Annotated in this window: 18 protein-coding genes; 15 read left to right on the forward strand and 3 right to left on the reverse strand. The window is 67.9% G+C overall.

Annotation, left to right across the window (positions count from 1 at the left end; translation table 11 throughout):
• The first annotated feature begins 106 nt into the window (after positions 1-106).
• Positions 107-238, forward strand: coding sequence for a hypothetical protein (locus AB0C22_RS23585; RefSeq protein WP_357536997.1), 132 nt, complete (start codon positions 107-109; stop codon positions 236-238).
• 765 nt (positions 239-1,003) lie between these two features.
• Here the strand turns inward: AB0C22_RS23585 and AB0C22_RS23590 are convergent.
• Positions 1,004-3,217, reverse strand: a complete 2,214-nt coding sequence (locus AB0C22_RS23590) for a caspase family protein (RefSeq protein ID WP_357537191.1) — start codon at positions 3,215-3,217, stop codon at positions 1,004-1,006.
• On the opposite strand from AB0C22_RS23590, the gene AB0C22_RS23595 reads away from it, so the two are divergent.
• Both AB0C22_RS23595 and AB0C22_RS23600 read left to right on the forward strand, forming a co-directional pair.
• Entirely contained in the window at positions 3,147-5,552 is a 2,406-nt protein-coding gene (locus AB0C22_RS23595; RefSeq protein WP_357536999.1) for a CHAT domain-containing protein, read from the forward strand. The two genes, AB0C22_RS23590 and AB0C22_RS23595, sit on opposite strands and share 71 nt — an antisense overlap.
• Positions 5,549-6,817, forward strand: a complete 1,269-nt coding sequence (locus AB0C22_RS23600; RefSeq protein ID WP_357537001.1) for a hypothetical protein — start codon at positions 5,549-5,551, stop codon at positions 6,815-6,817. Before AB0C22_RS23595 ends, AB0C22_RS23600 begins: the two co-directional genes overlap by 4 nt.
• A 446-nt stretch (positions 6,818-7,263) precedes the next feature.
• On the opposite strand, the gene AB0C22_RS23605 is transcribed toward AB0C22_RS23600, so the two are convergent.
• Positions 7,264-7,797, reverse strand: coding sequence for a GNAT family N-acetyltransferase (locus tag AB0C22_RS23605; RefSeq protein ID WP_357537003.1), 534 nt, complete (start codon positions 7,795-7,797; stop codon positions 7,264-7,266).
• A gap of 75 nt (positions 7,798-7,872) precedes the next feature.
• Positions 7,873-9,135 (reverse strand): helix-turn-helix transcriptional regulator, encoded by a 1,263-nt coding sequence (locus tag AB0C22_RS23610; protein WP_357537005.1) that lies wholly within the window; start codon positions 9,133-9,135, stop codon positions 7,873-7,875.
• 280 nt (positions 9,136-9,415) lie between these two features.
• Between AB0C22_RS23610 and AB0C22_RS23615 the strand changes: the two genes are divergently transcribed.
• From AB0C22_RS23615 to AB0C22_RS23670, 12 genes are all read left to right on the forward strand, one after another.
• Entirely contained in the window at positions 9,416-11,692 is a 2,277-nt protein-coding gene (locus AB0C22_RS23615) for a nitrate- and nitrite sensing domain-containing protein (protein WP_357537007.1), read from the forward strand.
• Positions 11,692-12,093 carry a roadblock/LC7 domain-containing protein gene (locus tag AB0C22_RS23620; protein WP_302744836.1) on the forward strand — a complete coding sequence of 134 codons (402 nt, stop codon included), beginning with the start codon at positions 11,692-11,694 and terminating at the stop codon, positions 12,091-12,093. Before AB0C22_RS23615 ends, AB0C22_RS23620 begins: the two co-directional genes overlap by 1 nt.
• The gene (locus AB0C22_RS23625; protein WP_357537009.1) at positions 12,090-12,698 is read left to right on the forward strand and encodes an ATP/GTP-binding protein; all 609 of its coding nucleotides are present in this window, start codon (positions 12,090-12,092) and stop codon (positions 12,696-12,698) included. Before AB0C22_RS23620 ends, AB0C22_RS23625 begins: the two co-directional genes overlap by 4 nt.
• On the forward strand, positions 12,695-13,909 hold the full coding sequence (locus AB0C22_RS23630) for an ABC transporter substrate-binding protein (protein ID WP_357537011.1): 1,215 nt from the start codon (positions 12,695-12,697) through the stop codon (positions 13,907-13,909). The genes AB0C22_RS23625 and AB0C22_RS23630 overlap by 4 nt, the downstream gene beginning before the upstream one ends.
• A gap of 14 nt (positions 13,910-13,923) precedes the next feature.
• Positions 13,924-14,784 (forward strand): branched-chain amino acid ABC transporter permease, encoded by an 861-nt coding sequence (locus AB0C22_RS23635; protein ID WP_357537013.1) that lies wholly within the window; start codon positions 13,924-13,926, stop codon positions 14,782-14,784.
• Entirely contained in the window at positions 14,781-15,818 is a 1,038-nt protein-coding gene (locus AB0C22_RS23640; protein ID WP_357537015.1) for a branched-chain amino acid ABC transporter permease, read from the forward strand. Before AB0C22_RS23635 ends, AB0C22_RS23640 begins: the two co-directional genes overlap by 4 nt.
• A complete protein-coding gene (locus AB0C22_RS23645) occupies positions 15,815-16,615 on the forward strand; it encodes an ATP-binding cassette domain-containing protein (RefSeq protein WP_357537017.1) in 801 nt (266 codons plus the stop codon). Before AB0C22_RS23640 ends, AB0C22_RS23645 begins: the two co-directional genes overlap by 4 nt.
• Complete coding sequence (locus AB0C22_RS23650; protein ID WP_357537019.1) at positions 16,599-17,309, forward strand: ATP-binding cassette domain-containing protein; 711 nt, start codon at positions 16,599-16,601, stop codon at positions 17,307-17,309. Before AB0C22_RS23645 ends, AB0C22_RS23650 begins: the two co-directional genes overlap by 17 nt.
• Before the next feature lie 154 nt (positions 17,310-17,463).
• Positions 17,464-18,267 carry a methyltransferase gene (locus AB0C22_RS23655; protein WP_357537021.1) on the forward strand — a complete coding sequence of 268 codons (804 nt, stop codon included), beginning with the start codon at positions 17,464-17,466 and terminating at the stop codon, positions 18,265-18,267.
• Between the two features lie 132 nt (positions 18,268-18,399).
• Complete coding sequence (locus AB0C22_RS23660) at positions 18,400-18,567, forward strand: hypothetical protein (protein WP_357537023.1); 168 nt, start codon at positions 18,400-18,402, stop codon at positions 18,565-18,567.
• Positions 18,564-19,625: a hypothetical protein gene (locus tag AB0C22_RS23665; protein WP_357537025.1), complete on the forward strand. Its 1,062-nt coding sequence runs from the start codon at positions 18,564-18,566 to the stop codon at positions 19,623-19,625. Before AB0C22_RS23660 ends, AB0C22_RS23665 begins: the two co-directional genes overlap by 4 nt.
• Positions 19,622-22,030, forward strand: a complete 2,409-nt coding sequence (locus AB0C22_RS23670) for a Helicase associated domain protein (RefSeq protein WP_357537026.1) — start codon at positions 19,622-19,624, stop codon at positions 22,028-22,030. The genes AB0C22_RS23665 and AB0C22_RS23670 overlap by 4 nt, the downstream gene beginning before the upstream one ends.
• Positions 22,031-22,062: the final 32 nt, after the last annotated feature.

A 22,062-nucleotide genomic window follows, 5' to 3' on the forward strand; every position in this document is an offset into this window, starting at 1 on the left:
CCCGGTTGACCCCCATCGAGTACGAGACCATCATGACCCCACCGGCCAGTCAGGCCGCGTGACTACACCTGTCACCTATCGGTGCAGCAGACCCGGAGCCCGGCCCGTGATCAGAACAGAAGACGCCGCGCTGACCCTGGACGGCAACTGGCTACCACTCACCCACAAAGCCGGAACACTCCACAAACACCGACCCACCCGGTGGAACAACTACGGCTTCGACGACGTCTTCACATGAAGCACCCTCGGCGACCCATCCGGAAGCACGGTGCCACACCGGGACCACAGAAGGACTTACCCGTTGAATCCGCTGAGCGACCACCACAGCACGGCGGGGCCGACGGTCGGCAGTGCGGCAAGCCAGACGAAGCTGCCCACCGCCTCCTCCAATGTGTGCTGGCCACGGCGGCCGCTGGACCGCTCTCAAACGCCACGAAACAAACGGCTCGCTCACGGGCCAGCCGGCCTGGAAACCGACTGGCCCATGTGACGCCGAAGCCGGGTCCACATTGACTACCATCCGCTGTACGACCACCGTCGGACCCCAACCAGCGGAAGCAGGACCGACCCCATGAACGAGCTTTCAGGCAAAGTGAACGAAAACAGCACAGTTGATCTTTAGCACCCCAGGTCAAGAAGCCTGCTCCCCGCGCACGCGGGGGTGATCCGGCGGTGACCGCCCTGATCGCGTTGCAGTTGGCCTGCTCCCCCGCGCACGCGGGGGTGATCCGGCGCAGGGCATGCATCACCAATGAGCGCAGCACTGCTCCCCGCGCACGCGGGGTGATCCTGGCTGAGCAGAGTCGAGAATGAACACACCCCGCTGCTCCCCGCGCACGCGGGACGATCCAAGGTCGGCCGTGGCCTTGCGGGTGTGCGGGTGCTCCTCCCCGCGCACGCGGGGGTGATCCCGACAGCGGGAGCGAGATCGACCGACCGCTCTCCTGCTCCCCGCGCATGCGGGGATGATCCCCTGCGATTCGTCGTCGACAGCGGCAGGCTATTATCGATCGTCTAGTGCGACGCGGGGATGGTCATGGGCGTGCGGCACGCGCGTCACGACCGGGACGATGCTGGTGGTCCAGTCTCCGACACCGTTCGCCACAGTCATGTCGCGGGTCGGCTCCCAGCCCAGAAACTCCGCGATGCTAGGCGATCTTCTCCCGCGCGGGGTCGGCTCGCCGAGCGCTGGCAACTCCAGCGCGGTGGGATTCACCTCGCGGTCGGCAACGATGAGCTTGCACCAATCAGTGCTCGTAGCACCTGGTCCAACGGGCCGCCCGGTGGGTAGGACGACGGGAATTCGCTGCCCTTCAGCTGCTGCTGCCATGCCCATCGGGCCCACGAAGTCGCCAGGGAAGAGACTTGCGTGGGACCGGTACCGGTCGGTGAGGTTGAGCAGGACACACCACAACCTTCGGTTCGTGGTGTTCCGAAGCCGAATAAAGACCTGCGGTGGCTGCCATCCGTCCCTCGTGCGGTCGTAGGTCAGCGTGAGCTCGCCGTTCTCCTCGGTCGGGATCGGTGGGTCCTCCTGGGGCGCAATGGTGATTCCGGGCCGCGCGAGTACGATTTCCATGCGTACTGCGCCCACCAGGCTGGACCAGGGATTGGCAAGCTCCTTGAGCTGCGTCCATCGCGCGATGTGCTCCATCCAGGCCACTACCGTGCGGATACTCTGTTCACCATGGCCCCGTACGTCGGGCGCCATGGGAGATCCGTCGGGGCGAAGGATACGCAGGACCGCGTGTCCGAGCCGGTGAACAGCCGCAAGACGCATCTGCAACCCACCGGCATAGTCGCCGCCTACGGCAGACCGAAGGTGGACCGAGCTGTTCACGGCGTCGGTGAGGCGGGCACACACAGTAGGCTCGTCATCGACCGTTCCCCCAACGACGACCCAGGCAAGCGGAGCGGGAACGCGGCTCAGTGCAACCCCGTACCGCTTGGCCGGATCTGGCTTCCAACCCAACGGCTCTACTGTCGACTCGCCCGCTCTCACTTCGACTACTCGCAATACGCGGTCCGCGTTATGGGTCACACTCATCAGGACGGGGATGTGAGATGGCGACACCGGTATGCCGTGGCACCTACCGGCATCGACGAGCCATCTGTCGATTGACCAGCGCGCTGTCATCGATTCGGGGGAAGTGATGGCACCTCCGAAGATGGGCTGGTCAGCGAGACCGTCTCGATGGACTGGATACAGGACGGGAGTTTGCGCCGCACGAACGTTTTCGATGCGACACCGGGCGGCCAGCAGGAGATCACGATAGGTAGCATGGGTTCCGAGCTGCCCTAGTGCTTCAAGCAACGACGCCGTGAACAGGCCACGAGGTTCGCCGTCAACCACTCGCTCGGCCGCCAACTCGTGGGCCTGACATGCGGACAAAGCGACGTGCTGAGCCCGGCCGGCGATTGTTAACCCACTGACCTGCTGATCCCGCAGTCCAGCGACCAACTCGCGTAGCTCTGGCACGTATTCAGCCGCGCTCGGCACGGTGGTCGCAGCTGGCGCGGCCCGCGCACGGAAGCCCAACTCTCGGGTACCGCTGCCCGAGTGACAGCAGTCCAGCACCACCACGGTATGGACGCCACGCTCCGCAACTCGGTCGAGGAGTACGGATAGCTCCTTGTCCGTCAGGTCAGGCACACCGAGGGCTCGACTGTCGTGGCAGACGAGAGACTGGCTCATCCCGGTAGGTTCGAGGTGCCAGAACTCCGGTGCGACAGGCTGCTGCGAGCCATGACCGCTGAACCAGAGCAATGCGACCTCACCGGGTAGGGCCCCACCGAGGTGGGACCGGATCGCAGTCACAACTGCTTCCCTAGTCGCATCCTCGTTCAGCAGACACCGCATACTGAGCCGAGCATCCAGCCTTTGCCGCAGAAATGCGCCGACGTGCTTCGTATCGTTCGCGCACCCGCGCAGCGGACCAACCACGCGATAGCGGTCGATTCCGACCAAGAGCGCTCGCACCTTGTTATCCGACTGTGACCGCACAGCACTCATAATAACACCGCCAGTTCGGAGCAGATCGGTTCCTGCGCATGGCGGAAAGGGGCTGGTGATGGCGGATACGGCGGGTGCAAGCGAGGACCCTGGCACGCATCTCGCCAGGGCGAGACGGGCGGTAACGACGGCCGTGACCGCCGCGTGGCTCGCGCAAGCGCATGCCGGCGAGGCAATCGGCGAGCAAGTACGCGATTTGATCATCACGTTGGTAACGGAACGTAGCCCACGAGCCAAGTTTCAATTGATCAGCGAGCATTCACACCTGCAAGGTGACGAGGCAGAACGCCTGCTCGACAGGGCCGTCGAACTCTGCCATGGCCTCCCCAACCCGGACCCGTCCTACGTCCGGTTCTTCCAGTCACACCTGGACATGATCCACCTCGTCCGGTCGGGCCAAGTTGCCGTCAATGCTGCACCCATCGAACCACTCGCCGACGCCGTCCGACAGGAAGTGCTCGCCAACTCTCCGGCACACGGCTCGGGAACCGCAAGCGAACACGACCGACGGGCGCGCGAGCTACGGGATCGAGGGCAAATCGAAGAAGCAAGATTCGCGTTTGGCGAGGCTGTACGTCAAGCGCGCGCCGCAGGGGACGCCGCCACCGAGGGCAGAGCAGAGATCGGCCTCTTCACGCTGGTGATGAGATCCTCCCATCCACGGCCCGGAAGTCACCAGCAGATGCTGCAACATGCGCGCGGAGCCGCAGACGCTTATAGGCGTGCGGGCGATCGGACCGGCGAGCGTGATGCCGCCGTGGCGATGATAACGGTCCTTACGGATATAGCCGACAAAGTGAACTTGCATCGAACGTTGCAACGGCTAAGCACCCTAGACGAGAACTATGGACGATGGTGGCGGGCCTACTCGACTGCGATGCACTCCACGGCGGTGCAAGAGCTTATAGACGGGCTGCGCTGGTGCATCGAGTCGGCAAACTTGCTAAGTGACCAGGCCGACTTCTACCGCAAGATGTGTGAGGGAAAGCTAGCATTCTACGAGAACCGGTACGTGCCGGTCGAAGACGATGGGACGGGCGTATTCGAAGCCGCAATCACGGCGTACGAGGTAATGGTCAACGGCCCAACAGAGATCGCCGCCCGTCGGTTGGATAACATTCTCCGCGAGATCGAGCAGAAGCGAAGGTATGCGCGCTCGCAAACCCTTCAACGAGAATTGTCCAGCGCCAGCGAGCCTACGTATATGATGGCTGCGATGTGCGCCGAGGGGCTACGAAGCGCCGAAGAGGCGGTCGACATCAACGAGCTCGGCAGCAGCCGGGCGCTCCTTGCACAGATCGGCATGCAAAACCTCTGGCGCCAATGGCCTCTAGAGGTATGGGAAGACAGTCGCCCCGAGAAGCTGCAGCGCCTCCTCGCAAGCTATGCGATGTCCCCGACCGAGCGTAACCACAAGCGGCTTCTACAGGCTTTTAAGGACCAGCGTTACGTGCAGCAGCGTCAAGAGCATCGGCTCTTGGCCGCCACACCTGGGCTATCGACAATCACGCCGCCCGCGCCAGTCCGCTCGGTTCAGGCGCTCTTAGCACAGGACCACCGCATCGTCGTATTCAGCGGCACTGGCTCGATCTATCTCATCTCCCACGATAAGTGCCGTATCATCGGCAAGCTTCCCCGAACGGAAATCGCTCAGACCATACAGCAGGGACTCGCACATCTTGCCGACCCCACGAACGTGGCTCGGGAGGGGCAAGGCGCTATCGATTGGATCATCGACAAGGCAGTCCGACCGCTACTCGCCGAAATCCCGGGAGGATCCCGCGTATTCGTTCTGCCGCACGGGCCACTCTGGCGCATCCCACTAGGAGTGCTGGGACCAACGAAGTTAGCGGACATCTGCGAGGTTAGCTACCTGCCGAGTCTCACCCTGCTTTCACGCCTGCTTACTAGGCGACGACTAATGCGAAACATCGAACGCTTCGTAGGCTTCGGCGACCCCGACGGCAGCCTTCCACACGCCAGGGCTGAAATTGAATACGCCGCCAGCACCTTCATCGACTCGTTCACGATGTTTGGTGAAAATCTTCACTATCACATGGTGATGGCGAATTTGGCGGACGCAGACGTCGCACATGTCGGCTGTCATGGCATGTTCTTTCCCGACTATCCCGACTTCTCAGCCCTCCACATCGCAGGGAGTTCGGATGCTCCCGAAGTCCTTTGGTACGGCGAGCTGGCACGGTACGAGTTCAATGCCCGCCTAGTCGTGCTCGCCGCCTGTCACGCGGGGACCGGCGTGACGCAGTTCGGTTCAGAGTACATCGGATTTCCCGGCGCATTCCTTGCGGCTGGAGCTCAGGGAGTGCTAGCACCTCTATGGGCCGTGCCCGATGAAGCGACAGCGGCGCTCATGCGAAACTTCTACCAAGCGCTAAAGACATCGGCCTCGCCCGCCGAAGCGCTGCGGACGTCTCAGCAAGCAATGATCGCTGATCCAGCCACAAGCCATCCATATCACTGGGCGGGCTTCCAGCTCTTCGGCACCGCACCGCGATACCGCCCGTTTGGAGCGACATGACCAACACTCCGCAACGAGACTTCGCGCCCCCTCCGAATCTACCAACGACGGATCCGCCCTGGGAACTTCAACTAGGATTCGATATCGAGGACATCTACTGTGCTTACAACGAGTGGTTGGTGTTCCTTACTCAAGGATTCCCGGATTTTGAACTTGATCGAAAAATAGATGCGGGTAGATGGGCTGCGGATCGGCTTCGCGAACTGAATGTTGCCCCATCGCTGGTGGACCAGTTCGAGGAAGCACTGGCAAGACTCCCCAGTCAGGCCGACTTTCGACGGATTATGACATCGGGCGAATCGACCAGCTGGCCGGAAATCGCCCGCACGATGGAGAGTCTTCTGGCGGCCGGACGCATAGCCGTCGACGCGAGCAAGGTGAGATACTACGATTTGGGGGTGATGTTGTGTCGTGTTCGACTCTGTTCCAGGATGTTGCGCGTCGTATCGTCATTGCCCGAGGGGTTGACCAGCGGACTTCCGGACCTTCCGAAGATATACCACAAAGAATTGCTACGCACAACTACGGTGCTTGCGACGTTGGTCGCCTCGCGGGATCCCGCTGTACCTAGCGATCCTGGCCAGCACTATCTAGAGCAGGCATTCTCGGAATTTGCGGCCTACCTATCGACATGGCGAAACCGATCGGTCGACCCAGACTCTGATTTCCACGACCAGTTGGAGAAAGTTACCCAAGCAGCCGGATTTAGGCCAAGCGACATTGCTAAACAGGAAGCAACCTGGATCTCACACCCGAATCCGGTGCCTGAGGAAGAACGGGTACCGCTGCCTGCGCCACACTCCGCGGAAGATCGAGAGCAACTCGAAAAACACTGGCACGAAATCAGGCGCATCGCCAAGGAAGGTGACCTAGCGCGTTCGACGGATCTACTTTCACTGCTGGTGCACACATGCCGTGCCATACTTGGGCCAGTCCATCCATTAACCCTGCACATCCAGGTATCCCTATGCGCAGCATTTGGAGCCAGTGGCAAGAGCGGCCTCGCGATCGTTGCGCTTCTTGATATCGCCGCGACCGCCCAGCACTACTACAGCCCGCACCATCCCGCGAGGTACCTGATTTCCGCCGACGTCTACACCCACCTCAGAATGATGTACCCCGAAATGGCCCAGGAAGTATACGACTCCCCGCTCAAGTCACTGATCGAGCGTGACGAATCAGATCTCCCTCCGTGCCTGCACTCGGTGCGGCGGGCGATCCGCATCGAGCTCGGGCTAGACGACGGGACCACAGTCGTCACATGACGCCAGTCTATTTGGCTCATGATGATTCGGGATCGCGGTCTGCTCGAAGACGGCACGGCGCGGTCGGATGACGCGCGGCCAGCGAGGATTTCTGGCGGATGCGGTCCATCGCGGGCAGCCGCTCCGGTAGCGACGGACGCCGTGTGCATGGGCACGGCATACCCCCGCCTACGGTCTGGCGGAGGCCTGCCCCCCGCGACATGCGGGGATGATCCTCCGGCACCCGGTCAGCGCCGCAGTGACCGGGCCTGCTCCCCGCGCATGCGGGGGGTGATCCGGTGAAGAACGGCTCGACGCTGCGGAGCAGCTCCTGCTCCGCGCGCATGCCGGGGTGATCCCGCGTAGGCGAGTCGAGGTGTTCGTGTAGTCCTGCTGCCTGACGACGGTAAGCAGCGTCCCTTGCCGGCAGCGAGGGGCAGGGCGGAAGCGTGCCGCATGGTTTCGCATCACGGCTCACCGGTCGCCGACATGGGGGTGACGAGCAGATCCATGGGCGGCCCCCATGGCAGCGTGGACGTGGCGACCTGCCGCCAACCTGTCCGTCGGTAGATCCGCCGCGCCTTCGAGGCGGGGTTGGCTGCGAGGGTCGCATACCGCTCCGGCCGGTGGGACAGCAGGCGGCGCAACAGCTCAGCGCCGATCCCGACTCCTCTCCAGCGTGGATGCACCATCCACTCCAACACCGCGAACTTGTCCACCTCGCGGATCTCCGACGGCGGCTCCTGATCACTACGCGACCACCAGGTACCGGCTGACATGGTCCAGCCATACGTGGCACCGACCAACAGACCGTCGTCCTCAGCAGTGATCATACCGAAGCCGGGCCGGCCAGCCTCGCCAGGAAGACTCTCGCGGAACCCTGCCACCTGCTCCGGACCCTCCCGATAGGGCAGCTCGGCATACACGACGGCGTACAGGTCGACGAGAGCCGTGAAGAAGAGCTCGACCGAGGAGCCAACAGCGGCGGTGTAGACAAGCATGACCGGATGTTACGTGCAAGGACCGATCACGACAGGCTGCGGGTATCTGCACAACCGCTCTCAAGTTTCTATGAACTACGAGCGCAATCGATCGACCAGATCACCATATGCTGATCGGCTTTTCTCGCCTTCAGGAACTGACAAGGCAACCTGTTTGGTAACGCTGCGGACCAGCTCATTGTGTTGGTCAACTGGAAGGCCATCCAATAGATCAGCCGCCAGCCTTAGCCCTTCAGGTACGTGCCCGTCACGAATCAATGCTGCCGCCCGATGTAACTGAACCTGTGTGCGGAGCCGCTTCTGCGAGAGGGGGTAAAGAGTGAGTGCTCGATCCTGGGCCTGGGCTGCCCTCCGGTACTTGCCCGCGTGGGTGTACACCCACGACTCGGTATGCCGCAGACGATGTTCGGGCCACCCCCATAAACTCTCGACGTTGTTGGCCACCTCATCCGGTAACTGCTCCGCCAGTCTCGCGAGTTGCTCTACTGTGCTGATCGCCTCCCGGTGTCGTCCAGTGAGCGAGAGAGCTTGTGCCCGCCCAGCCAGCAGCCCACATGTGGCGGCGGTTGCTTTTCCTTCCACCAGTGGAAGCACCTCGTCGGATAGCGTCACCACCTCATCAGCTGGGCGACCGTCGTAGCATCCATTAACTACGTCCCATGCTCTCACCAGCACCTTCGTATCCGAGTCGGCAGATTCGTCTGCAACACGGCGTGCGGTTTGCCACCAGCGACGGGCCGCCAACCCCTGCCCGGAGGACACTAGGCCGAGCGCAATCATGACTGACAGCCGTCCGGCGGCCTGTAGGAGTACTGGGCGGCGGTCTCCACGATCGGCGGCAACTTGATGCTGCAAGACCATCATGTCCCGACCCAGCTGCGACATGATCTGGTCGTGCGATTGTTGGTAGTAGCAGCGCCCGTAGGCGGCAACGATGCTGTCCCACTCGTCGTGATCGACATCGACAGCGGCACCGAGCCCATGGCGTATTGCTTCCAAGCCGACAAGGCCATCAGCGGTGGACGTGGCCGCCAGGGCACCCATAGCTTGGAGGACGGTTCGTCTACGCATGTCCCTGTCTCCCGCCTGTTCACGTAGGAAGGCTTCGGTTAGCGCTCCTCCAGAATGCAAGGCACGTTCACATGCTTCCGCCATCGTCCTGGTGGGACGCCGGCCTCCGCGTTCGACCTGAGAGATGTGGCTGTACTGAAAATTCACAAGGGCGGCTAGATCTCTCAGGGATAAGCCTGCTGCCGTCCGATGCCGCCTGAGCGTCTGCCCGAAGGACTCCACTCTGCCTCCCGATGGTGTGTGCAGCCAGGTGTGCACACACTGCACGCCTGCCGATGATCCCTTTCGACCATCATGCTGGTTCGGTCAACACGACGTCAACGAGAGTTTCGGTGGGCTCCGCTGGAGTCGACGAGATACTCCATCTTGCAGTAACCAGCAAACATGGAATCGTTTCGAGGTTCAAGATGCAGCGCACCTGCATATGCCGAGGGCATAACGAGATGTGTAACCAGGAATTACTTGGGCTGACGCTTTCATGAAATGGACCCAGAGGCGGCTGGAGTTTCGACGGATCGCTTCGCAAGACGATTGGAGAGGATTCGCTGTGCCTGTTGTCAGGCGGCTTGCGTTGCTGCTGGTGGTGCCGCTTGTGGCGACCGTGCTGTTCGCGGCGTGGGGGGTGGCGTCGACGGGGCAGCGGGCGCGTGATGCTGATCGACTGCAGGCGCTGGTGGCGGTGTCGGCGGTGTCAGGCGAGGTGGTCGACGAGTTGAGCCGGGAACGCCTGGTGGCGGCGCAGTTCCTCGCGGGTTCGTCCGCCAGCGTCGACCCGCTGCTGGCGCAGGTGGCCCGTACGGATCGGGTGGTCGCCGACTACCGACAGCGGCGTGGCCGGTTCGGTGCCGGGGATGTCGAGGCCGGGCGGTTGTTCGCGGCCTTCGATGGGCAGCTCGGGCAGTTGCCGGCGTTGCGGGATCAGGTGCGGGGCCGGTCGGTGTCGCTGACGACGGTGTTGGTGCGTTACCGGGTGGCGGTGTCGCAGGGGTTGGCAGTGCGGGAGGCCGTGGGGCAGGTCGGTGGCGCGGACGCGGAGATCGCGGAGCAGCTTCGGGTGGCGGCGGCGTTGTCGCGGGCTTCGGAGTATGCGGCTGTCCAGCAGACCGCGGTCCTGGCCGCCGGTGGCGTGGTGGTGACCCAGGCGGCGCAGCGGGAGCTTGCCGCAGCCCGTGCCGGCTACGAGGAAGCGTTGCTGACGGTGGCCGACGGGTCGCCACGCCGCTGGCGGTCGTGGTTGGACCAGGCGTTGACCGGGCCGAGGGTGCTCGCCGCCCAGCGGTTCGACGACGAGGTTTCCCGGGCGCGGGTGGGGTCGCGGTTGCGGGTCGACGCCGCCGAGTGGGTGCGGGCCACCGGGGAGCGGCAGGATCGGCTACACGGTGTGCAAACCCGGGTGGATGCCGACATCGCCGCCGAGGTGTCCCGGCGGCGGGCCGCGCAGTGGGCGACGACGGCGGTGCTGACCGGGGCCGCGCTCACGTTGGTGGCCATCGCGGGTGCGCTGACGCTGTGGCAGGGGCGGGCGTTGGCGCGGCGGCTGCGGCGGGTCCGCGACGCGGTGACCCGGGTAGCGTCGCGTGACCTGCCCGACCTGGTGCGGCGGATCTCCGCCACCGATCCGGGTGATCCGTCGGCGATGCCGGCGGCCCCGCCCGCGCTCGCCCCGCCCAGCCGTAGCCGCGACGAGATCGACGAGGTCACCGCCGCGTTCGACGCCCTCGCCCTGACCGTCTACCAGACCGCCGCCGACCTGGCGCGGCAGCGGCTGGTCGCCGCGGGTGCGGTGGAGGCGGTGGGTCGGCGGTGCCAGGGGATGGCGCACCTGCTGATGCGGGAGCTCGACCGGGCGGAACGCGACGAGGCCGATGAGAAGACGTTGGCGACGTTGTTCGCGGTGGACAACCTGGCCGCCCAGTTGCTGCACGCGACGCAGAGTCTGCTGGTGCTGTCGGGTCGTGCCCTCGGCTCGGTGCACCCGGAGCCGGTGGCGTTGGTGACCGTGGCGCAGGCCGCGTTGAGCCGCATCCGGGAGTACCGGCGGGTCGTGGTGGGGTCGGTCGACGGGCGGGTGTCGGTGCCACCGGCGTTGATCGACGACCTGGTGCACCTGCTGGCGTCGCTGCTGGACAACGCCACCCGCTACAGCCCCGGCGAGACGGTCATCAGTGGGCATCTGCTCGGTGACCAGGTGGTCGTGCAGGTCATCGACACCGGCGCGGGCATCACCCCCGATCTGATGGCCCGGTTGAACGCGGAGCTGGCCGCGCCGGCCCCGATGATCGCCGTGGAGCACATTCGCCGGCAGGGCGTGGCGACGGTGGCGATGCTGGCCGCCGTACACGGGCTGCGGGTGCGGCTGGTGGCGGGCCAACCGCAGGGGACGGTCGCGGTGGTGGAGATCCCCACCAGCGCGGTCCTGATCACCGCACCACCACCGGTGGTGCCGGCGTTGCCGGCCCGCCGCCCGCGCGGCCGCACCGTGGACGCCCCGACGCAGGCGCTGCCGCTGATCCCGGCCCCCCGCCCGCCGCTGGATCGGCAGTCGACCCCGGTCTACGAGGAGACGACCCGGCAGTCACCCGTGTCGCCGTGGTTCGTCGAGGGCGCCACCGTGCATCTGCCTCCCGCCGGGCCGACCCCCTACGGCGGTGCCGCGACGACTGCGAACGGCCTGCCCAAGCGGCAGCCGATGCGCACCCCCTTCGCCCCGCCCCCGGTGTCCGCCAGGCCGCCCAGTCGCCGCCCCGACGGGTTGGCGGGTACCGCGCGGGCGTACCAGCGGGGCCTGGGCCACCGATTTCCTCAGCCGAAGGAAGGCCAGTGATGAGTGATCTGAGTTATCTGCTGTCGAACAACCTGACCCGGGTGCCCGGAGTCAGTCAGGCCGTCGCGGTGTCCGTCGACGGGTTGTTGCTGGCCCGCACCGAGGGCCTCAACCGGGCCGCCGCCGAACGGCTCGCGGCCGTGGCCGCCGGGCTGCGCAGCCTGCTCAACGGGGCGGCCCGGGACTTCGGCGCGGGCGGGGTGCAGGGCACCATCGTCGACCTGGCCAGCGGCTACCTGCTGTTGACCGCGCTCAGCGGCGGAGCGTCGTTGCTGACCCTGGTCACCCGCGAGGCGGACCTGGCGTTCGTGACCGAGGAACTGCACCGCTTCGCCGACCAGGTCGGCGACCAGCTCACCCCCGGCTTCCACACCACCCTGGTCGGGGCGGGACGCCGATGACACCCGCACCCACCCTCCCCCGCCCTGCCCCTGCGGTGGCACCGCCGCAGGGGGTGAAGATCGTGCTGACCGGCCCGTTCGGGGTGGGCAAGACGACGCTGGTCGGCGCGGTGTCCGACATCGCCCCTGTCACCACCGAGGTCCGCATGTCGGCCGCCGCCGCCGAGGACGTCTCGCACACCCCGGCCAAGACCACCACGACGGTGGCGATGGACTTCGGCCGCCTCGACGTCAACGGGGTGACCGTCTACGTCTACGGCACCCCGGGCCAGGAGCGGTTCTGGTTCATGTGGGACGCCATCGTCCGGGGCGCCGCCGGGTCGGTGGTCCTGGTCGACACCCGCCGGCTGGCCGACTCGTTCCGGCACCTCGACTACGTCGAACACGCCCGGCTGCCGTTCGTGGTGGCCGTCAACGACTTCACCGACGCCGACACCTACCCGCTCTCGGCCATCCGCGACGCCCTGACCCTCGGGCCGGACGTGCCGATCGTCGACATCGACGCCCGGGACCGCGACAGCGTCCGCCGGCTGCTCATCACCCTCATCGAACACGTCCTCACCCGCACCCGGCCCACCCAGCCCCTTGAAGGAGCACCACGATGACCCGTCTCCGTAGCCGGTTCCGACGCGGACTCGCCTCGGCGACCGCCACCGTCGCTCTGCTGACCGCCACCGCCTGTGCCAGCACCCCTGCCGACCCGGACACCGTCCGTATCGGACTGCTGGTGTCGCTGTCCGGCACCTACGCCACCGTCGGTCAGGACATGCAGGCCGGTTTCCGCCTCTACCTCGACTCCCACGGTGGTCGGCTCGGCGGCCGGAAGGTCGACCTGGTGGTGGGAGACGAGGGTGACGGCCCGGCCACCGCCGTCCCGGCCGCGCAGAAACTCCTCGAACGCGACCGGGTGGTCGCCCTGACCGGCCTCGTCGGCGGGGCGACCGTCGACAAGGTGCAGGTTCTCACCACCGCCCGGAAGATCCCCCTGCTCGGCGCGAACGCCCGGCCGGCGTTCACCTCGGAGGGCGGCAAGCCCCGGGATCTGACCTACACCTGGCACACCTCCTACAACTCCGACGAGCCGGGCATCGCCATCGCCGACCACGTCAAATCCCAGGTCGGCGACGGTGCCGTCTACGCGATCGGCCCCGACTACCAGGGCGGCTGGGACGAGCTGCGCGGCTTCACCGACACGTTCTCCCGCCTCGGTGGGAAACTCGCCAACCCCGACGGGAAGGCGCTGTTCACGCCATTCCCGGCCACGGAGAACTTCCTGCCCTACCTCAACAAGGCCGCCGAGACGAAACCGGAAGCCGTCTACACCTTCTACGCCGGGGCGGCGGCGGTGGCGTTCGTCAAGCAGTACGCCCAGTCCAACCTGAAGGATGTGCCGCTCTACGCCGCCGGGTTCCTCACCGAAGGATCGGTCCTCACTGCCCAGGGCCCGGCCGCCACCGGCATCCGCAACGTCCTCAACTACAGCCCCACCCTCTCCAACGCCGCCAACCAGGCGTTCATCGCCGCCTGGTCCGCCGCCGGGAACTCCAGCCCACCGACCACCTTCGCAATGGCCTCCTACGACGCCGCCGCCGTCCTCGACCGCGCCCTCGCCGCAGTCGCCGGGAACGTGACCGGCCCGAAACTCAACGAGGCGATCGGGAAGGTCGGACGGGTCACCAGCCCACGCGGGGACTGGCAGTTCGAGCCGCAGGAACACCGACCGGTGCAGCGCTGGTACCTGCGCGAGGTCCGCGCCGACGGCCCGGTGCTGTCCAACGTGCTCGTGCAGGACCTCACCACCCTGCCCGCCACCTGAGGGGAGTGGTTCGCATGGGCACCTATCTGATCCCCGGCCTCGACGGCATCGCCTACGGGCTGCTCCTGGCCATCGCCGCCGCCGGACTGACCCTCGCCTTCGGCGCAGGCGGCGTACTCAACCTCGCCCACGGCACCCTCATCGCCGCCGGCGGCTACGTCGCCGCCACCACCAGCAGCGGCACCTGGCCCAGCCTCGCCGCCGCCGTCACCGCCGCGACGGTGGTCGGCGCGGCCGGCGGCGGTGTGCTCGCCGCCGCCACCGCCCGGCTGCGCGGCCGGGGCCACCTCGACCAGGCCCTGCTCACCTTCGGTATCGCCCTCATCGGCGCGGACCTGCTCACCACCGTCTTCGGCGCGGACATCCGACGCCCCCGATTCCCCGCCGCGCTGGACACCACCCTGATCATCGCCGGCCACCCCTACCCCGCCGACCGACTCGCGGCCCTCACCGCCGCCGTGCTCATCACTACCATCGGGTACGGGGTGCTGCACCGCACCCGCGCCGGGCGGCTCATCCGCGCCACCGTCGACGACCGGCACATGGTCGCCGGCATCGGCGTCAACCCCCGCGTCGTCGACACCACCGTCCTGGTCGCGTCCGGGGCGCTCGCCGGCCTCGCCGGTGCCCTCTGCACCCCGATCCTCGGCGTCGGACCCGGAACCGCGCCGACGACACTCCTGCTGTCCCTGGTCATCGTCGTCTGCGGTGGCCTCGGATCAGTCCCCGGCGCGGTGATCGCCGCGATCGGCGTCGGCCTGGTCCAGACCATCGGCGTGATCACCATCCCCGCCCTTGCCCCGTATCTGCTGCTCAGCGCGATGGTCCTGGTGCTGCTCACCCGCCGTCGGACCCTGCCCGGGGTACGCGGATGACCGCCCGCCTGACCCACCTCCCGCTGCCACGCACGTGGGGCGACCTGCGGCGGGTGACGCCCTGGCTGATTCCGCTGGGCGCGACCACCGTGCTGGCGGCATCGTCGGACGGCTACTGGCACGCCACCGTCGCCCGGATGCTGCCCCTGGCGTTGCTGGCGGTCAGCGTCGCCGTGGTCACCGGCGGGGCCGGGCTGCCGACCCTCGGGCAGGTCGCCCCCTACGCCGTCGGCGCCTATACCACCGCCCGTCTCGCCCTGGCCGGCCACAGCCTCGCCCCCGTGCACCTCGTCGTCGCCGCGGTAGTCGGGGCGGTCACCGCCGGACTTCTCGGCGTGTTCCTGGTCCGCCACCGGGGCACGGTGGTGTTGATGCTCAGCCTCGCGGTGGCGGAACTGACCACGATCACCGCCGCCCAGTGGCGGACGGTCAGCGGCGGCACCGACGGCCTCGCCGGCATCCCCGCCCCACACCTGCTACCCGGCACCCCACCCCTGACCGCCGACCGACCGGTGCTGCTCTACGCCGCCGCCATCACCGTCGCCGCGACCGCCGCCACGATGATGCTGCTGCGCCGGCACCACCTGCTCCTGACGGCCATACGCGGCAACGAGGACCGGGCCGCCGCGAGCGGCCACCCGGTCACCGCCTGGCTGTGGGTCGTGCACACCGGTGCGGGCGCGGTCGCCGGGACCGCCGGGGCGTTACTCATCCACACCCACCGGTGGATCACCCCCGCCGACGTCGGCTTCGACACCGCCACTCTGGTCCTGCTCGCCGTCGTCATCGGCGGCACCCACTCCCTGCCCGGCGCCGCCGTCGCAACGGTGCTCGTCCTCGGCGTACGGGACGTCATCGCCGCCGGCTGGCCCGGCCACGCCCCACTGCTCCTCGGCGCCCTGTTTGTCGCCGCGGTCTACCTGCTGCCCGGCGGCCTGACCGCCGTCCCCACCCGCCTCCACAGCCGGGCCTGGCGAGTCCGGGCGGTCGACCACCCTGACCTGCTGTCATCTGCTTCCCGGAGGTCCGCGTGAACGCCGCCCACGTCGATGCCGTCGACTACCTCCCCTCCCGGCGGGACCCCGCCGACATCGACCGCGCCCACGGCACCGGCCTGGTCGCCACCGGCCTGCGTCACGCCTACCACCGGCTGACCGTCCTCGACCTGGACTCCTTCGTCGTCGCCCCGGGCGATCGGCACGCGGTGATCGGCCCGAACGGGGCCGGCAAGTCCACCCTGCTCCACCTCCTCGCCGGCACCACCCGGACGCAGACCGGCACCATCACCTACCAGGGACAGACCATCACCCGCCGGGGCACCGCATGGCGGGCCCACGCCGGCATCGGCCGCACCTTCCAACACCCGACCGTCTACCCCGACCTGACCGTCCTTGACTGCGTCCGCATGGGCGGCTGGCACCACCGCCACCACCCCGACCGCACCCCTCTGGAACTACTGGAACTGGTCGGTCTCGCCGGCCACGCCGACGATCCGGCCGCCACCCTGTCGCACGGGCACCGCCGCATGCTCGACCTCGCGGTCGCCCTGGCTGGGCAACCCCGGGTGCTGCTCCTCGACGAACCCGCCGCCGGCCTCACCGACACCGACCTCACCCGGCTTCTCGACATCCTCGGCACCCTGCCCGGATGGATGGCGGTGATCCTCGTCGAACACCACATGGACGTCGTCGCCGCCCTCACCGACTGGATCACCGTGCTGCACCACGGCCGCCGACACCTCGACGGACCCGCAGACCATGTCCGCGCCGATCCCACCGTGCGCGCCCTCTACCTCGGCACCACGCAGGCCGGTCATGCTGCACGTCCGTGACCTGACCGCCGGCCACCACCCCGACTCCCTGGTCCTGCGGTCGGTGTCGTTCGACCTGCCCACCCCCGGCGTCTACGCGATCGTCGGAGCCAACGGCGCCGGGAAGACCACCCTGCTGCACACCCTCGCCGGGCACCTCCACCCCACCAGCGGGCAGGTCGTCCTCGACGGGCAGGACATCACCGGCATCCGCCCCCACCGGGCCGCCCGTGCCGGCGTCGCACTCGCCCCGCAGGGACGACGGCTGTGGCCGTCGCTGACTGTCCTCGACCACCTCACCGTCACCCGCCCTGCCAACAGCGACGGCTTCAGCGTGGACGACCTGTTCGACCTGTTCCCACCACTGGCCGCCGAACGCCACCACCACGGCCACCAACTCTCCGGTGGCGAGCAGCAGATGCTCACGATCGCCCGCGCCCTCCGCACCAACCCGCAGTTGCTGCTGGCCGACGAACCCACCGAAGGACTCTCGCCCCACATCGCCGGCCAGGTCACCGCCATGCTCCGGGACCTTCCCGACCGGGGCGTCACCGTGCTCGTCACCCTCCCGCACGCCCACGCCGCCACCGCCCTCGCCGACCGCGTGTACGTCCTGGCCGCCGGCCGGCTCAGCGACCCGCTCGACCCCCACGACAGGCAGGCCGACGTGTTGCTCCGTGACCACCTCACCCTCACCCCCGCACGGCCGGAGTAGGCATCATGCGCACCCGTCCCCAGCCCGTCGTGCTCTCGCCGACCATCCCTGGCGGGAACACCACCAAGCCGGTGACCACCCGCCCGGCATCGCCCCCAACCCCCATGGATGGCCCCACCACGCCGCCCTGCCCACTCACGGAAGCGAGCCCACGATGACCACCACCGGCCAGCGCTACCTGTTCCGCAACAGCCCCCACCAGCTCCACCCCCTCCAGGATGTCCTCGACCCGCACACCATCCGAGGGCTGGCCCGGGTCGGGGTGAAACCCGGTATGCGGGCCCTCGACCTCGGTGCCGGCGCTGGCTCCATCACCCGTCACCTCGCCGGCCTCGTCGGACCCGACGGCAACGTCACCGCCGTCGACCTCGAGACCCAACTCCTGAACCCCACCAGCGTCATCGACGTCTACCAGCGGGACCTGCGCATCCAGCCCATCCCCACCGCCCCCGGCGGCTATGACGTCATCAACGCCCGCTGCCTACTCGAACATCTACAGAACCGGGTCGACCTGCTCCGGCAGATGATCGATTTGCTGCGCCCCGGGGGATGGCTGGTCCTGGGAGAGATCGTCTACTCCCGGATCGTGGTTCACCGCGCCCCCACCGAACCCGACGCAAGCCTGATCACCAGGGTCGTACACGGCGTCCTCGACACCCTCGCCGACCGCGGCGTCGACCTGCACTGGGGCGAGAACACCCCCGCGCTGCTGCTCGCCGCCGGCATGAACCACGTTCAAGCCCGCGGCCTCACCGAAACCTGGACCGGCGGCGGGCCGGGCTGCGCCCTCTACGCCAACAACGCCCACCAGCTCCACGACCAGCTCATCGACACAGGCCTCACCGTCGAAGACCTCGCCCGGTTCACCGAGCTGACGGCCGACCCGTACGTCGTGGTCTCCAGCTACCAGTTCGCCACCGTGCACGCCCAGAAACCCGAGCCCACCCCGCCATCCTGAGCCTCCTCACCTGATCGGCCCAGTGGTTGGTGCCGGTTACCACGACACCAAGCGAGGTCAGGCGTCTCTCTGACGCCATTCCACGACCGCCTCATCCCTTTCCGCCCACACTGCCACGGCCCTTGGATACCCATGACCCTCATCCCTACCGCTTCTACGGTCTGGTTCCTCACCCGCGAGACCGACTACCCCGGCCCACCGCCCAGCCTGGACAAGGAGACCCCGCAGCAGCGTTCATCCGCCCTCGTCGTCTGCTACTCCCAGGGGTCCACGGTTGACACGACGCGGGCGACGCGATGACCCGAACCCGCACCGGCGCGACGCTGCTCGCCGTGTCACTTCTCCTCACCGCCTGCGCCGGACCGCCCGTCGAGGTGAACCCCACGCCGCCGGGGCCGACAACGCCCCCGAGCAGTACCCCACCGGTCCCGGCCGGACCGGTCCTGACCCGCCTGGCCGGCACCCTCGCCGACGCACCCGCTGACACCACTCGTGGCGACTTCCAGTACGTCGAGCGCCGCACCTGGTACCGCGACGTCATCGGGCCACCCGGCCCGACCGGATGGCCCGAACGGGTCCGCGTCGACCAGCTGTGGCGTACCGACGATGCCGCCGACGGGCGGCTGGTCAGCGTGCACGTCGAGAGCGGAAGCTGCATCCCCGACGGCGGAAGCGGCAGCTGGGCCGGCCGGACCGGGGACCGGTTCGACCAGCCACCACCGAGACAACCCGACGCTTTGCGCACCCACCTGCTCATCGCGGGCGGTCCCGGTGAGACCCGCCCCCAGGACATCGTCGGTGGCATCGCGATGCTCTACGAACGCCACGCGCCCACCCGGCCGGTTCGGGCCGCGGTCCTGCGGCTCCTCGCGGAGCAGCCCGGTCTCCTCGCGCAGAGCGGCGTCACCGACCGCGTCGGGCGCCCCGGCATGGATGTCATCCTCCCGTACACCAACCGCTCCGGCGTGCCGTGGCGCGACATCCTCACCATCGACGAGCACAGCGGGATCCTCCTCGCCGCCCACAGCGTCCTCGCCGGCCCCATCCCACCCCAGGACCCGCGCCTGGGACCCGACTTCCCAGCGGTGATCATCGCCGAAGCGGCCAGCTACCGGCTCTACGTCGACAGCCGCCGCACCCCGAACACCCACACCCCGGCGGCCGGCTGCCAGCACCCCACCCTCCGGGCAGGCGCAGGACAACGTCTCGCAGCGGTGGGCGGGGATTACGCCCGTCCGGATCTTCGGCCCCCTGGCGGCTCCTCGCGCCCGGATCAGGGTGTCGACCCGGTTGCGCTGGGGCTGCGCAGTCCCCGCAATCCATCGGTCGGAACGCGCCGGGGGAGAGCGCCGAGGTGAAGGACTCATTCGCAGTCGGGAAGCTGCCGCCGCTGCGGGACTACCAGCATGAGGCCGTAGAGGCGATCGTGAAGGGTCAGGCCGAGGGTGGTCGTGGCCAGTTCCGGGCGGCGTGCGGTAGCGGCAAGTCCCTTGTCGCGGTGCACGCCGCCGTACGGCTGTGCCCGACCGGGCTGGTGGTGGTGGCCTGCCCGTCGCTGCCCCTGCTCGCGCAGACCCTGACGGTGTGGGCCGCTGCCGGCATGGCGGCGCAGGTACTCGCGGTGTGCAGCGACGACACCATCGCCGACACGGCCGTGCGCACGACCGACCTTCAGTGCCCGGTCACCACCCGACCGGGCGAGATCGCGGACTGGGTCCGGCAAACCCCCACCAACCGGATGAGGCTCATCCTGGTCACCCACGCCTCCGCGGCTCTGGTGGGTGAAGGGCTGCACGCGGCCGACACCACCGCGAGTCTGTTGGTCATCGACGAGGCGCACCACACCGCCGGATGGCCCGGCAAACACGTCGCCCTCGTGCACCGTGACGAGCACCTGCCGGCCACCCGACGGCTGTACATGACCGCCACACCACGAGTGCTCAGCGCACGACGCCGCGCGGGCCGTGGCGGGGAGGACGTGTTGTCGATGGACGACGCGGACACCTTCGGCCCGGTCCACTACGACTACCCGTTCGCGAGCGCGATCGCCGATGGCTGGCTCGACGACTACCGCATCGTGGTCATCGGGGTGACCTCCGCGGAAGCACTGGCGACCCTGCGTCGCCTCGACCCCCACGCTGTCGTGCGTGCGGGGGCGGCGCCGCTGCGCACCGCGGTGGTGCAGACCGCGCTCGCCCGCGCCGCCGCCGAGTTCGGCCTTCGCCGGGTACTGGTGTTCACCCCACGGGTGGCCCAGTCCCAGGAGTTCTCCCGCACCCTGCCCGCCACCCTGACGGCCCTGCCCGAGCAGGAGCGTCCCAAGGGCCGCCTGACCGTCGGACACGTCGACGGCACCCAGACGATGACACAGCGGCAGATCCACCTGGCCCACCTCACCGACCCGCCCGAGGACGGCTGGACCGTGATCTCCAACGCGCGGTGCCTCGGCGAAGGCGTCGACGTGCCCGCCGTCGACGCCGTCGTCTTCACCGCCCCGAAGGAGTCCGAGCCCGACGTCATCCAGGCCGTCGGCCGGACACTGCGCCGCAACCCCGCCGGGTCCGGCATCGCCACCATCCTCCTGCCGGTCCTGCTGCCTGACGACCCGGCCGAAACCACCAGCGACCTCGCCGCAGACCTGACCGAATGGACCACCCTCTTGCAGGTGCTACGCGCGTTACGGGCGCACGACAACGGTCTGGCCGCCGACCTCGACCACCAGCGCACCAAGATATCCACAGGCGCCGCGGCGCTTCCGCCGCGACTGCTCGTCCGCCTTCCTGATGGCTACGCCTCCGAGGATCTGCTGCGGGCACTCACCGTGCGGGTGCTGGAAGAGACCACCTCAGAGTGGCTCGTCGGATACGCCGCCCTACGAGCCTTCCACGCCGACCATGGCCACCTGCGGGTGCCCGCCGGACACGTACGCCACGGGGTGCGACTGGAACGCTGGGTCGCCCGGCAGCGCGCCGAGCACGAGGCACGCCGGCTTCCCCAGGACCGGATCCAGCACCTCAACGACATCGGCTTCGACTGGACACCCATGACGCGGGCCTGGGAACGGGGCATCGCCGCCGCCACCGCGTTCCACGCCGAACACGGCCACCTCGACGTACCCACCGGCCACGTCGTCGACGGACTCGACCTCAACCTGTGGATAGGACAACAGCGCCGCTACCACCGCAAGAACACCCTCCCCGACAACCGATTCGCCGCCCTCAACGACCTCGGAATCGACTGGACCGCCAAACAGCGCTCCTACGAGGTCGGCTTCACCGCCCTCCAGCACTTCCACACAACCCACGGCCACATTGAGGTCCCCTACGGCACGACCGTCAACGGCATCAACCTCTACGACTGGCTCGCCGCCCGACGCACCGACCACCGACTCGGACGCCTCCACGACGACCGCATCCGCGCCCTGGAAGCGCTCGGCATGCAATGGTCGATCCGCGACGCCGCCTGGGAACGCCACCTGGCCACCGCCACCGCCTTCTTCCACCGCGAAGGACACCTGCACCCCCGCAGAGGCCACCGCGAAGACGACATCGACCTATCCCGGTGGATCAACACCCAACGCACCGCACGACGCGACAGCAACCTCCCCCAGGACCGCATCGCCGCCCTCGACGCGATCGGCATGCGATGGGAGATCCCCAGCGGCTGGACCGGAGTACACCAGGTCACCGCCAGCCGACGCAGCCGCACCAGCAGCGACAACGAATCCGCCGACGACAACGACACCACCGAACCACAGTGCTGAGCAGCGCCATCCGGGCGGGCCGAATCCGCACG

This window comes from Micromonospora sp. NPDC048894, from assembly GCF_040649765.1.
Lineage (GTDB): Bacteria > Actinomycetota > Actinomycetes > Mycobacteriales > Micromonosporaceae > Micromonospora > Micromonospora antibiotica.